The organism is Enterobacter cloacae complex sp. P29RS (genome assembly GCF_014893445.1).
GTDB lineage: Bacteria > Pseudomonadota > Gammaproteobacteria > Enterobacterales > Enterobacteriaceae > Enterobacter > Enterobacter intestinihominis.
The window spans coordinates 17,112-29,205 of sequence record NZ_JADBPZ010000037.1 but is presented as its reverse complement, the minus strand read 5'-3'; the positions used below and the strand labels follow the sequence as shown (position 1 = coordinate 29,205).

Here is a 12,094-nt window from a genome sequence, read left to right as displayed (position 1 = left end):
TTTCGTCCGAGGACGTTAAGAATCCATGTCACTTTGAGTGCCCACACAGATTGTCTGATAAATTGTTAAAGAGCAGTTGCGACGCGCTTCAGCGCTCTGTCGCGAGGTGGCGTATATTACGCTTTCCTCTTTCAGAGTCAACCCGTTATTTCAGGATTTTTTCTCTTCAACCGACCGGGTTGTCTGTGAAGTGATTCACATCCGCCGTGTCGATGGAGGCGCATTATAGGGAGTTCTCCGCAGGCCGCAACCGCTAAATGACAGAAAAATGACTGACTGCTGCATTCCCCAGCAAAACCCCGCCTTATACCCTTTTACACACAGAGTTATCCACAGCGCTTCGAAAAAGTGAAAATATGCGAGCGTTGCGCAAACGTTTTCGTTAAAATGCTCGCGCTTAACAAGGAGGCCTCGTCAGGTGTGTTAGATGAGTTTTTCGCTGGAAAATTCATCTAACGCTCTCTGTAATCGTGAAATCCAGGGGATTTACCATGCAACAACGTCGTCCAGTCCGCCGCGCTCTGCTCAGTGTTTCTGATAAAGCCGGTATCATCGAATTCGCTCAGGCACTTTCCGCACGCGGTGTGGAGCTGCTTTCTACAGGCGGTACCGCTCGCCTGTTAGCAGAGAAAGGTCTGCCGGTAACCGAAGTGTCCGACTACACCGGTTTCCCGGAAATGATGGATGGACGCGTCAAAACCCTGCACCCGAAAGTGCACGGCGGCATTCTGGGTCGTCGCGGTCAGGACGACGGCATTATGGAGCAGCACAATATTGCCCCCATCGACATGGTTGTCGTAAACCTCTATCCCTTCGCCCAGACCGTCGCCCGCGAAGGCTGTTCTCTGGAAGATGCCGTAGAGAACATTGATATCGGCGGCCCGACCATGGTGCGCTCCGCAGCCAAGAACCATAAAGATGTGGCCATCGTGGTGAAGAGCAGCGACTACAGCGCCATTATTAATGAGATGGACGCCAACGAAGGGTCCCTGACGCTTGATACGCGTTTCGACCTCGCCATCAAAGCCTTCGAACACACCGCCGCGTACGACAGCATGATCGCCAACTACTTCGGTAGCCTGGTTCCTGCCTACCACGGTGAAAGCAAAGATCCATCTGGTCGCTTCCCGCGCACCCTGAACCTGAACTTCATTAAGAAGCAGGATATGCGCTACGGCGAGAACAGCCACCAGCAGGCAGCCTTCTATATAGAAGAAGAGGTGAAAGAAGCCTCTGTTGCGACTGCTCAGCAGGTACAGGGCAAAGCCCTCTCTTATAACAACATTGCCGATACCGACGCCGCGCTGGAATGCGTGAAAGAGTTCAGCGAGCCGGCCTGCGTTATCGTCAAGCACGCCAACCCATGCGGCGTCGCAGTAAGCACCTCCATTATGGATGCCTACGATCGCGCCTACAAAACCGACCCGACCTCCGCGTTCGGCGGCATTATCGCCTTCAACCGCGAGCTGGATGCGGAAACCGCGCAGGCCATCATCTCCCGTCAGTTTGTCGAAGTGATCATCGCGCCATCCGCATCCGAAGAAGCGCTGAAAATCACCGCGGCGAAACAGAACGTGCGCGTGCTGGTTTGCGGCCAGTGGGCAGAGCGCGTTCCAGGTCTGGACTTCAAGCGCGTGAACGGCGGTCTGCTGGTTCAGGATCGCGATTTGGGTATGGTGACAGAAGCCGACCTGCGCGTGGTGACCAAACGTCAGCCGACCGAACAGGAGCTGCGCGACGCGCTGTTCTGCTGGAAAGTGGCGAAGTTCGTGAAGTCTAACGCCATTGTTTACGCCAAAGAGAACATGACCATCGGGATAGGCGCAGGCCAGATGAGCCGCGTTTACTCTGCGAAAATCGCGGGTATTAAAGCAGGTGACGAAGGTCTGGAAGTCAAAGGTTCCGCCATGGCCTCTGACGCCTTCTTCCCTTTCCGCGACGGTATCGATGCGGCCGCTGCTGTGGGCATCACCTGTGTGATCCAGCCTGGCGGTTCAATCCGTGATGACGAAGTGATTGCCGCTGCCGACGAACATGGCATCGCAATGATCTTTACCGACATGCGCCACTTCCGCCATTAATTTCCGGAGCAGAAAATGAAAGTATTAGTGATTGGTAATGGCGGGCGCGAGCACGCCCTGGCGTGGAAAGCAGCGCAGTCTCCGCAGGTTGAAACCGTCTTTGTGGCACCGGGTAACGCCGGTACCGCACTGGAGCCCGCGCTACAGAACGTCGCCATCGGCGTAACCGATATCCCGGCGCTGCTGAGCTTTGCCCGGAACGAGAATATCGATCTGACGATTGTGGGCCCGGAAGCGCCGCTGGTGATCGGCGTTGTAGATGCCTTCCGCGCCGCGGGCCTGAAAATTTTCGGCCCAACGGAAGGTGCCGCACAGCTGGAAGGTTCAAAAGCCTTCACCAAAGATTTCCTCGCGCGTCATAACATCCCGACGGCGGAATATCAGAACTTCACCGAGGTAGAGCCTGCTCTGGCTTACCTGCGTGAAAAAGGCGCGCCGATTGTGATTAAAGCCGACGGTCTGGCTGCCGGGAAAGGCGTTATCGTGGCGATGACCCTTGAAGAAGCGGAAGCCGCTGTGCAGGATATGCTGGCGGGTAACGCCTTTGGCGATGCGGGCCACCGCATCGTGATTGAAGAGTTCCTCGACGGCGAAGAAGCGAGCTTTATCGTGATGGTTGACGGTGAGCACGTCCTGCCGATGGCCACCAGCCAGGATCACAAGCGCGTAGGCAATGCCGACACGGGTCCAAACACCGGCGGGATGGGTGCTTACTCCCCTGCTCCGGTGGTCACTGACGAAGTACACCAGCGCACCATGGACCGCATCATCTGGCCAACCGTAAAAGGGATGGCGGCGGAAGGCAATACCTACACCGGTTTCCTCTACGCAGGCCTGATGATCGACAAGCAGGGTAACCCAAAGGTGATTGAATTCAACTGCCGCTTCGGCGATCCGGAAACTCAGCCGATCATGCTGCGCATGAAGTCCGATCTGGTTGATCTGTGTCTGGCGGCGTGCGAAGGCAAGCTGAATGAGAAAACTTCCGAGTGGGACCAGCGTGCCTCTTTAGGTGTAGTGATTGCTGCGGGTGGGTATCCGGGTAGCTACAACACCGGGGATGAGATCCACGGCCTGCCGCTGGAAGAGATTGACGGTGCGAAGGTATTCCACGCCGGTACGAAGCTCTCTGACGACGACCGCGTGCTCACCAACGGCGGTCGCGTGTTGTGTGCGACCGCGCTGGGCCAGACCGTGGCAGAGGCGCAGAAGCGCGCCTATGCGCTGATGGCGGATATTCACTGGAATGGCAGCTTCAGCCGCCAGGATATCGGCTATCGTGCCATTGCGCGGGAGCAGGGAGAGTAATTTCCCCTTCGCCCTCACCCTAACCCTCTCCCTCAAGGGAGAGGGGACTTAAATCAAAAACTCTTTTCTGTCGGCTGCCAGGTGCAGAAATCTTCGTTCGCCACCAGCAACAGCTGAGAGCCTTCCGGCGCTTCCAGCCACGCCACACTCACCTCCACAGATGAATGCCGCTGACGACGCTGAATGTGTTCGGTTGCCCAGGATTCAAGCTCAGGCTTCACCGTCTGCCCTTCGCAGGTGGTCACCGTGCCGTCGGCATGCCAGCGCCCCTGGCGCAGCACCACGCGGCCCTGACGCAGCGCATCGCTGGTCTGGCGGAGTTGTTCCGCACGGTAGCGGTAGAGGGCGACCTGATCGCTGGAAAGCTGCTGTTTCAGTCCACTGACCTCATGCTGCATAAAGCTCAGCTCGCCGTGGTCGTCGAAACGCACCTTCACGTGTTCGGGAGTCTTACTGTAGATATTCAGTTCAATGAGCGACAGCGCATCGCCCTGCCAGCGGTATTCTGCGGTCGAGGTGTTGCCGTTATGCCACGGACTGAACGCGGTGAGCATATGGACTTCATCGCTGGAATCTTTGCGCCAGATCCTGACCGCACCCTGGTTGTCAGCGTAGCCGCTGGCGGTAAACGGGGGGAGTGAGGAATCATGGCTACAGGCAGAGAGCAACAGTACGCCTGCCAGCGCGAGCGTTCCACGCCAGAATGACAAAAGGGGCGTTGCCGCCCCTTCGTTAAAACTGTTCACTGCCACGCGTCTTACTTAACTGCGTCTTTCAGTGCTTTACCAGAAACAAATGCCGGCACGTTAGCTGCGGCGATTTTGATTTCTTTACCGGTCTGCGGGTTGCGGCCAGTACGCTCAGCGCGGTGGTTCACTTTGAAGGTACCGAAACCAACCAGTTGTACAGCATCGCCTTCTTTCAGAGACTCAGTAATAGCAGCCAGGGTAGATTCCAGAGCAGCTTTAGCCTGCACTTTAGACAGATCAGCCTTGTCCGCAATTACATCAATCAGTTGAGTCTTGTTCATAAGTTATCCTTTCAATGTGTTTATCGCTTGCTAAGCATCGAGTGCGACGAAAATGCCAAAAAAGCACTCTCCTGCATACACGCACCGATAGCCACTTTTTTTCGCCCCCCAAATGTAGACCAGACGGGGGGCGAAAGGGAAGAGTCGAGGAGTGACAAAACAGGCGTTAAATCACGTTTTGTTGTCTCATTGGTTAAAAATTATACCAATATTGCTCTCGCCGGCCTCGCGCAGGTCCGCGCGAAGCCCTTTGATCAGCTCAATATCACGTTCTTCACACTCCGCCAGCAGACGGAAAATTTCCCACTGAATATCCCATTCCTGTTCAACCGCCGGGTTAGCACGCAGCTCTTCGTCGGTCATTTCACGGCCTTCCTGGGTCATTTCCAGCATCGCGACGGTGGTGATGGATGCCTTACTGACTTCAATGGCGTGCTCCAGGGTTTCACCGCTCAGACGGGAGTGGATCAGCTCGCTCAACGCCACACAGGCATCGATAGCCGGGTAGACGCCATACAGGTCGTAATCGTCCGCCGCCGGAATTGCCTCTTCCAGCTTTTCAAGCTGAGAGTCGAAGTTTACCTTTGCGTCTTTGACCGTCAGCGTCTCCCAGATCAAATCCAGGATACGTCGATAAATCTGGCCTTCGCCAAACTCCGTTTGCTTACAGAACGCGGCATAGTTGGGGTACATGCGCTCGCACAGGCAAGCCATAAACGTCACGTGCTGCCAGCTTTCCAGCTTCTCAAGGCGCAGATGAATCGGGTTTTGTAACATGATGATGTCTCGAATCGAAAATTAGCCGCAGTTTACCTGAATCACGGCTGAATTTCCTGCCAACGAATGAATGCCGGACGTGAAGAGGCAACGGCGTCAGCCCAGCGGGTAGGCTCAGGTAAGCGGTAGCCCTTCATACAGCGTTGCACCCACGCCAGGGCGCTGTCCATGCTGACCCGATGCCCGGTTGCGATAAACAGCGGATTGCAGCGCGCTTTACTGCGCCAGACCCACGCCAGTTGCTCGCCTTTATGGATAAGCGGCGCCAGCGCGCCCGGTTCGGCAGAGAGCGGCTCAAACGCGCCGCACAGGCGTTTTTTCGCCACGCCGATGGTCGGCACGTCTACCAGCAGACCAAAGTGGCTGGCAACGCCCAGGCGACGCGGATGGGAGATGCCGTGCCCATCCACAAACAGCAGATCGGGTTTTTGCGAGAGTTGCTCCCACGCGGCCAGCAGCGCGGGATATTCGCGGAAGGAGAGAAAGCCGGGGATATAGGGCATGGTGGTGGCGATACGCGCCACCTTGTACTCCACCAGCTCCAGCGACGGGTATTTCAGCACCACCATCGCCGCTCGCGTCACTTCACCGCCTTGCTCAAACCCGACATCCGCCCCGCCAATGTATCGCGGAGGGTCCGTATCCAGACGATCCTCGCGGATCACCGATGAAGCCAGTTCGATTTGCTGAGCGCGTAGCGACGCGAGATCCATAACCACTCCTTACTTGTGATACTGGGCAGAAAGCCGATGCACCGCCTCCACAAATACGCCAGCGTGTTCTGGCGGTACATCCTGATGAATACCGTGACCGAGGTTGAAGACGTGGCCTTCACCCTGGCCGAAACCAGACAGTATAGTCGACACTTCTTCTTCGATACGGGCAGGCTGTGCATAGAGCATGGACGGGTCCATGTTGCCCTGGAGCGCCACTTTATCCCCCACGCGACGACGCGCATCGGCAATATCAGTGGTCCAGTCGAGGCCCAGCGCATCACAGCCGGTGGCCGCCATCGCTTCCAGCCACTGACCGCCGCCTTTCGTAAACAGCGTTACCGGCACGCGACGGCCTTCGTTTTCACGCAGCAGACCATCGACAATTTTGTGCATGTAGTACAGGGAGAACTGCTGATAATCACGCCCGGTCAGCACGCCGCCCCAGGTGTCGAAAATCATCACCGACTGCGCGCCCGCTTTAATCTGCGCGTTGAGATAGAGCGTGACGCTCTTCGCCAGCTTGTCGAGCAGGGCATGCAGGGCCTGCGGCTCTGCGTACATCATCTTTTTGATGACGGTAAAGGCTTTGCTGCTGCCACCTTCCACCATGTAGGTTGCCAGCGTCCACGGACTACCGGAGAAGCCAATCAGCGGCACGTCGCCTTTGAGCTCGCGGCGGATGGTGCGCACGGCGTTCATCACATAGCCCAGCTCGCCTTCCGGATCGGGGATCGGCAGCTTATCAACGTCGGCTTTGCTTTTGATCGGTGAGGTAAAACGCGGCCCCTCGCCGGTTTCGAAATAGAGCCCAAGGCCCATCGCGTCCGGAATGGTAAGAATGTCCGAAAAAAGAATGGCGGCATCGAGCGGGAAGCGGCGCAGCGGCTGGAGCGTCACCTCACAGGCCAGTTCGGCGTTTTTGCACAGCGACATAAAATCGCCCGCCTGCGCACGCGTGGCTTTGTACTCAGGCAGATAGCGTCCCGCCTGGCGCATCATCCACACCGGGGTGACATCAACGGGCTGGCGCAGCAGCGCACGCAGATAACGATCGTTCTTCAGTTCGGTCATTTTGCAGTTCCTTATTGCGTCAGTCCGTCAGTGTAACACTACTCATACTCGGCCCGACACATTGCCACGGTATCTTCTATCAGGCGACGCGCCACCGTTCCCGGCGGGGGCAGCAGCGGTAAATCGTCGTAGCGATACCAGTTCGCCTCCAGCAGCTCTTTCTGATCGATAACAATCTCGCCGCTGTCGTATTCCGCCATAAACGCGGTCATCAGGGACATCGGGAACGGCCACGGCTGCGACGTCACATAGCGCAGGTTTTTCACCTTAATGCCGCTCTCCTCCATCACCTCGCGCGCCACCGCCTGTTCCAGCGTTTCGCCGACTTCCACGAACCCGGCGAGGACGGTGTGAATGCCGTTGCGATGGCGGGTATGCTGCGCCAGCAGGATGGAATCATCACGGCGGATGGCGACAATGATGCACGGTGCGATTTGCGGGTAGTAACGTTCACGGCAGTGGCCGCAGAGCAGCGCCCATTCGGTTTTGCTCGGGTGCATGGTGTGGCCGCAGTAACCGCAGTATTTGTGCGAGCGGTAAAACTCCGCCAGCTGTACGCCGCGCCCCGCCAGCTGGAACAGGCCGACGTCCAGATCCAGCACCTGACGTACGGATCCCATATCCTGACGGCGCGCCTGTTGGATCAACCACACGGGATCGCCCTGCCACTCGCCGATCTTCAGCGCGGACTGGCCCACCAGATCGAACGTTTCCGCGGCACCGTAGGGCAACTCTCCTGAGGGCAGCCATAATTTTTGTTCGTGGCTGACGATCCACCAACCCAGATCTGATTTTTCAATAATACGATCCATATCTATTGCACTACCTTCGCTTCACTGACATGTTGTTAGCATTGTGGTTACATTTTGGATAAGCAGATCCCATTTTAAACCTTATGGAGTCGACCATGTTAAACCAGCTGGAAAGCCTGACTGAGCGCGTTGGAGGAAGTAACACCCTGGTGGATCGCTGGCTACATGTGCGCAAGCATCTCCTTGTGGCGTATTACAATCTGGTTGGTCTTAAGCCTGGCAAAGAATCCTTTATGCGACTCAATGAAAAAGCGCTGGACGACTTTTGTCAGAGCCTGGTCGACTACCTCTCCGACGGCCATTTCAACCTTTATGAACGCATTATCCGCGAAATGGAAGGGACAACGCCGTATTTAGCGGCCAGCAAACTCTGTCCGCTGCTGGAAGCCAACACCCAGCAGATCATGGACTACTACGATTCCACGCTTGAGAACGCTATCGATCACGATAACTATCTTGAGTTTCAGCAGGCGCTTTCCGACCTTGGCGAAGCACTGGAAGAGCGATTCACGCTGGAAGACAAGCTCATCGCCCTCGTGCTGGACAACAACCTGACTATCAGCACCAGCGATAACGTTGCGCGCCCTGCTTGAGTTCTTAATCGTTAACGAGTAATTTACAACCATTCGCCCCTCTGCGGAGGGGGATTTTTCTTGTCGGAGTGCCCAGTGTGAAAGCACGGGCTGAGACCGTTAATTCGGGATCCGCGGAACCTGATCAGGTTAATACCTGCGAAGGGAACAAGAGTCACACTGCTGTTGTATCGTCCTCGGGCGATCTTCTCTTGCTTCATCCGTCGTCTGACAAGCCATGTCCTTCACATCTGGAATGAGCTATGTCTACAACAAAACTGACCCGCCGCGAACAGCGCGAACACGCACAACGCTTCATCGACACCCTGGAAGGCACCGCTTTCCCGAACTCAACGCGCATCTACATCACCGGTTCACAGGCCGATATCCGCGTGCCGATGCGCGAAATCCAGCTCAGCCCGACGCTTATCGGCGGCAGCAAAGAGCACCCGCAGTTTGAAGACAACGAAGCCGTGCCGGTGTATGACACCTCCGGCCCGTACGGCGATCCTGATGTTGCTATCAACGTACAGCAGGGTCTGGCAAAGCTTCGCCAGCCGTGGGTTGATGCCCGTAACGACTGCGAAGAACTGAGCGTGCGCAGCTCGGCGTACACCAACGCGCGCCTGGCCGACGACGGTCTGGACGAGCTGCGCTTTACTGGCCTGCTGACGCCGAAACGCGCTAAAGCGGGCAAATGCGTAACCCAACTGCACTACGCGCGACAGGGTATCGTCACGCCGGAGATGGAGTTCATCGCCATCCGCGAAAACATGGGCCGCGAGCGCATTCGCAGCGAAGTGCTGCGCCACCAGCATCCGGGTGAAGGGTTTGGCGCTCGCCTGCCGGAGAACATCACGCCGGAATTCGTGCGTGATGAAGTAGCCGCCGGGCGCGCGATTATTCCCGCCAACATCAACCATCCGGAATCCGAGCCGATGATTATCGGCCGCAACTTCCTGGTGAAGGTCAACGCCAACATCGGCAACTCTGCCGTCACCTCTTCCATCGAAGAAGAGGTGGAAAAGCTGGTCTGGTCAACGCGCTGGGGCGCGGACACGGTGATGGACCTCTCCACCGGCCGTTACATTCACGAAACCCGCGAATGGATCCTGCGTAACAGCCCGGTGCCGATTGGCACCGTCCCGATTTATCAGGCGCTGGAGAAGGTAAACGGTATCGCCGAAAACCTCACCTGGGAAGCGTTCCGCGACACGCTGCTGGAGCAGGCGGAACAGGGCGTAGACTACTTCACCATTCACGCGGGCGTGCTGCTGCGCTACGTGCCGATGACCGCGAAGCGTCTGACCGGTATCGTCTCACGCGGCGGTTCGATTATGGCGAAATGGTGCCTTTCCCATCATCAGGAAAACTTCCTCTACGAGCACTTCCGCGAAATCTGCGAGATCTGCGCCGCTTATGACGTTTCTCTGTCGCTGGGCGACGGCCTGCGTCCTGGCTCCATCCGTGACGCGAACGACGAGGCGCAGTTTGCCGAGCTGCACACGCTGGGCGAGCTGACCAAAATCGCCTGGGAGTACGATGTGCAGGTGATGATTGAAGGCCCGGGCCATGTGCCGATGCAGATGATCCGCCGCAACATGACCGAGGAGCTGGAGCACTGCCACGAAGCACCGTTCTACACCCTGGGGCCGTTGACCACCGATATTGCGCCGGGCTATGACCACTTCACTTCCGGGATCGGCGCGGCGATGATCGGCTGGTTCGGCTGCGCCATGCTCTGCTACGTGACGCCGAAAGAGCACCTCGGGCTGCCAAACAAAGAGGACGTGAAGCAGGGGCTGATCACCTACAAAATTGCCGCCCACGCGGCGGATCTGGCGAAAGGCCATCCGGGCGCGCAAATTCGCGACAACGCCATGTCCAAAGCGCGCTTTGAATTCCGCTGGGAAGACCAGTTCAACCTGGCGCTGGATCCGTTCACCGCCCGCGCCTACCACGACGAAACCCTGCCGCAGGAATCGGGCAAAGTCGCGCACTTCTGCTCCATGTGTGGGCCGAAGTTCTGCTCGATGAAAATCAGCCAGGAGGTGCGCGACTACGCCGCCGCGCAGACCATTGAAGTCGGCATGGCAGACATGTCCGAAACCTTCCGCGCCAAAGGCGGCGAAATCTACCTCAAAAAGGAGGAGGCGTAATGTACCAGCCCGATTTCCCACCTGTCCCCTTCCGCTTAGGGCTTTACCCGGTGGTGGACAGCGTGGCGTGGATAGAGCGCTTGCTGGAGGCAGGCGTTCGCACCCTCCAGCTGCGCATCAAGGATAAACGCGACGAAGAGGTGGAGGCCGATGTGGCCGCCGCTATCGCGCTGGGACGTCGCTACCACGCCCGCCTGTTTATCAACGACTACTGGCGGCTGGCGGTTAAACACCAGGCGTACGGCGTGCATCTGGGACAGGAAGATCTGGAAACGACCGATCTCAACGCAATCCGTGACGCCGGTCTGCGGCTGGGCGTTTCCACCCACGATGATATGGAGATCGACGTGGCGCTGGCGGCCCGCCCCTCCTACATCGCCCTCGGCCACGTTTTCCCGACGCAAACCAAACAGATGCCGTCTGCCCCACAGGGTTTGGCTCAGCTGGCAGCCCACGTTAAGCGCCTTGCCGATTACCCCACCGTCGCCATCGGCGGAATCAGCCTTGAACGTGCGCCCGCCGTGCTGGAAACCGGCGTCGGCAGTATCGCCGTCGTCAGCGCTATCACCCAGGCCGCAGACTGGCAGACCGCCACCGCACGGCTTTTACAACTGGCAGGAGCAGGCGATGAAAGATCGTGATTTTATGCGCTACAGCCGCCAGATCCTGCTGGAGGATATCGCCATTGACGGGCAGCAAAAGCTGCTCGCCAGCCGGGTACTGATTGTCGGTTTGGGTGGCTTGGGCGCGCCCGCCGCGCTGTATCTGGCCGGGGCGGGCGCGGGAACGCTGGTACTGGCCGATGACGATGAGGTACACCTCAGCAACCTGCAACGGCAAATCCTCTTCACGACAGAAGATGTTAACCAGCCTAAAGCACAGGTTACGCGCAAGCGGCTGAACCAGCTTAACCCCGATATTGAACTGGTGGCGCTCCAGACGCGGCTGAGCGGAGAAGATCTGCAACGCGAAGTTGCCCTTGCCGACGTGGTGCTGGACTGCACGGACAATATGGCAACGCGTCAGGCCATTAATGCGGCCTGTGTTGCACAGAACACGCCGCTGATCACCGCCAGCGCGGTCGGTTTCGGCGGGCAGATAATGGTGCTTACGCCGCCGTGGGCGCAGGGCTGCTACCGCTGCCTGTGGCCGGACGAGGCTGAACCGGAGCGTAACTGCCGCACGGCTGGCATTCTTGGGCCGGTGGTGGGCGTGATGGGTACCCTTCAGGCGCTGGAAGCCATCAAGTTGCTCAGCGGCATGGAAACAGAGCGCAACACGCTCCGGCTGTTCGACGCCCGTTCCAGCGGCTGGCGCCATCTGGCGTTAAACCGCGCCAATCGCTGCCCGGTATGCGGAGGCCGCGATGCGCATTCTGTTTAACGATGAGCCGATGACGTGCGACGACGATCTCACCGTTGCCGCCCTGCTCGACACGCTGCGCCAGCTGAAGCCGGGAACGGCGCTGGCGCTCAATCAACAGATCCTGCCGCGCGAGCGGTGGGAACATCAGCAGGTCATTGAAGGCGACCAGATCCTGCTGTTTCAGGTTATCGCAGGGGGCTGAG

At 57.9% G+C, this 12,094-nt stretch carries 13 protein-coding genes and 1 riboswitch; of the genes, 7 read left to right on the top strand and 6 right to left on the bottom strand.

Annotated elements, in window-relative coordinates; genetic code table 11:
• The first annotated feature begins 491 nt into the window (after window positions 1-491).
• Together purH and purD are read left to right on the top strand one after the other, a co-directional pair.
• The gene (gene purH / locus IM282_RS21420) at window positions 492-2,081 is read left to right on the top strand and encodes a bifunctional phosphoribosylaminoimidazolecarboxamide formyltransferase/IMP cyclohydrolase (protein WP_022646715.1); all 1,590 of its coding nucleotides are present in this window, start codon (window positions 492-494) and stop codon (window positions 2,079-2,081) included.
• Window positions 2,082-2,096: 15 nt separating this feature from the next.
• On the top strand, window positions 2,097-3,389 hold the full coding sequence (gene purD, locus IM282_RS21415; RefSeq protein ID WP_192970808.1) for a phosphoribosylamine--glycine ligase: 1,293 nt from the start codon (window positions 2,097-2,099) through the stop codon (window positions 3,387-3,389).
• Window positions 3,390-3,442: 53 nt separating this feature from the next.
• On the opposite strand, the gene IM282_RS21410 is transcribed toward purD, so the two are convergent.
• The 6 genes from IM282_RS21410 to nudC all read right to left on the bottom strand — a co-directional run bounded on the left by IM282_RS21410 (window position 3,443) and on the right by nudC (window position 7,795).
• A complete protein-coding gene (locus IM282_RS21410; RefSeq protein WP_017384076.1) occupies window positions 3,443-4,135 on the bottom strand; it encodes a DUF1481 domain-containing protein in 693 nt (230 codons plus the stop codon).
• An 11-nt stretch (window positions 4,136-4,146) separates the two neighbouring features.
• A complete protein-coding gene (gene hupA, locus IM282_RS21405; RefSeq protein WP_002445246.1) occupies window positions 4,147-4,419 on the bottom strand; it encodes a nucleoid-associated protein HU-alpha in 273 nt (90 codons plus the stop codon).
• A gap of 186 nt (window positions 4,420-4,605) precedes the next feature.
• Window positions 4,606-5,196 (bottom strand): YjaG family protein, encoded by a 591-nt coding sequence (locus IM282_RS21400; RefSeq protein ID WP_022646712.1) that lies wholly within the window; start codon window positions 5,194-5,196, stop codon window positions 4,606-4,608.
• Window positions 5,197-5,237: 41 nt separating this feature from the next.
• The gene (gene nfi / locus IM282_RS21395; protein WP_003862312.1) at window positions 5,238-5,909 is read right to left on the bottom strand and encodes a deoxyribonuclease V; all 672 of its coding nucleotides are present in this window, start codon (window positions 5,907-5,909) and stop codon (window positions 5,238-5,240) included.
• Window positions 5,910-5,918: 9 nt separating this feature from the next.
• Window positions 5,919-6,983 (bottom strand): uroporphyrinogen decarboxylase, encoded by a 1,065-nt coding sequence (gene hemE / locus IM282_RS21390; protein WP_023299076.1) that lies wholly within the window; start codon window positions 6,981-6,983, stop codon window positions 5,919-5,921.
• Window positions 6,984-7,021: 38 nt separating this feature from the next.
• Window positions 7,022-7,795: an NAD(+) diphosphatase gene (gene nudC, locus IM282_RS21385; RefSeq protein ID WP_022646710.1), complete on the bottom strand. Its 774-nt coding sequence runs from the start codon at window positions 7,793-7,795 to the stop codon at window positions 7,022-7,024.
• 95 nt (window positions 7,796-7,890) lie between these two features.
• On the opposite strand from nudC, the gene IM282_RS21380 reads away from it, so the two are divergent.
• The 5 genes from IM282_RS21380 (at window position 7,891) to thiS (ending at window position 12,093) form a co-directional block, all read left to right on the top strand.
• Entirely contained in the window at window positions 7,891-8,388 is a 498-nt protein-coding gene (locus IM282_RS21380; protein ID WP_023299075.1) for an Rsd/AlgQ family anti-sigma factor, read from the top strand.
• 54 nt (window positions 8,389-8,442) lie between these two features.
• Window positions 8,443-8,552, top strand: a riboswitch (TPP riboswitch).
• A gap of 78 nt (window positions 8,553-8,630) precedes the next feature.
• On the top strand, window positions 8,631-10,526 hold the full coding sequence (gene thiC / locus IM282_RS21375; RefSeq protein WP_038415060.1) for a phosphomethylpyrimidine synthase ThiC: 1,896 nt from the start codon (window positions 8,631-8,633) through the stop codon (window positions 10,524-10,526).
• Window positions 10,526-11,167 (top strand): thiamine phosphate synthase, encoded by a 642-nt coding sequence (thiE, locus tag IM282_RS21370; RefSeq protein ID WP_032626496.1) that lies wholly within the window; start codon window positions 10,526-10,528, stop codon window positions 11,165-11,167. The genes thiC and thiE overlap by 1 nt, the downstream gene beginning before the upstream one ends.
• A complete protein-coding gene (thiF, locus tag IM282_RS21365) occupies window positions 11,154-11,909 on the top strand; it encodes a thiazole biosynthesis adenylyltransferase ThiF (protein WP_023305245.1) in 756 nt (251 codons plus the stop codon). Before thiE ends, thiF begins: the two co-directional genes overlap by 14 nt.
• On the top strand, window positions 11,893-12,093 hold the full coding sequence (gene thiS / locus IM282_RS21360) for a sulfur carrier protein ThiS (protein ID WP_032626499.1): 201 nt from the start codon (window positions 11,893-11,895) through the stop codon (window positions 12,091-12,093). The genes thiF and thiS overlap by 17 nt, the downstream gene beginning before the upstream one ends.
• Window position 12,094: the final 1 nt, after the last annotated feature.

Bases quoted from the DNA above. Each gene is read 5' to 3' on its own strand.
- purH (WP_022646715.1), top strand. From the start codon at position 492: ATGCAACAACGTCGTCCAGTCCGCCGCGCTCTGCTCAGTGTTTCTGAT.
- purD (WP_192970808.1), top strand. From the start codon at position 2,097: ATGAAAGTATTAGTGATTGGTAATGGCGGGCGCGAGCACGCCCTGGCG.
- hupA (WP_002445246.1), bottom strand. From the start codon at position 4,419: ATGAACAAGACTCAACTGATTGATGTAATTGCGGACAAGGCTGATCTG.
- IM282_RS21400 (WP_022646712.1), bottom strand. From the start codon at position 5,196: ATGTTACAAAACCCGATTCATCTGCGCCTTGAGAAGCTGGAAAGCTGG.
- nfi (WP_003862312.1), bottom strand. From the start codon at position 5,909: ATGGATCTCGCGTCGCTACGCGCTCAGCAAATCGAACTGGCTTCATCG.
- hemE (WP_023299076.1), bottom strand. From the start codon at position 6,983: ATGACCGAACTGAAGAACGATCGTTATCTGCGTGCGCTGCTGCGCCAG.
- nudC (WP_022646710.1), bottom strand. From the start codon at position 7,795: ATGGATCGTATTATTGAAAAATCAGATCTGGGTTGGTGGATCGTCAGC.
- IM282_RS21380 (WP_023299075.1), top strand. From the start codon at position 7,891: ATGTTAAACCAGCTGGAAAGCCTGACTGAGCGCGTTGGAGGAAGTAAC.
- thiC (WP_038415060.1), top strand. From the start codon at position 8,631: ATGTCTACAACAAAACTGACCCGCCGCGAACAGCGCGAACACGCACAA.
- thiE (WP_032626496.1), top strand. From the start codon at position 10,526: ATGTACCAGCCCGATTTCCCACCTGTCCCCTTCCGCTTAGGGCTTTAC.
- thiF (WP_023305245.1), top strand. From the start codon at position 11,154: ATGAAAGATCGTGATTTTATGCGCTACAGCCGCCAGATCCTGCTGGAG.
- thiS (WP_032626499.1), top strand. From the start codon at position 11,893: ATGCGCATTCTGTTTAACGATGAGCCGATGACGTGCGACGACGATCTC.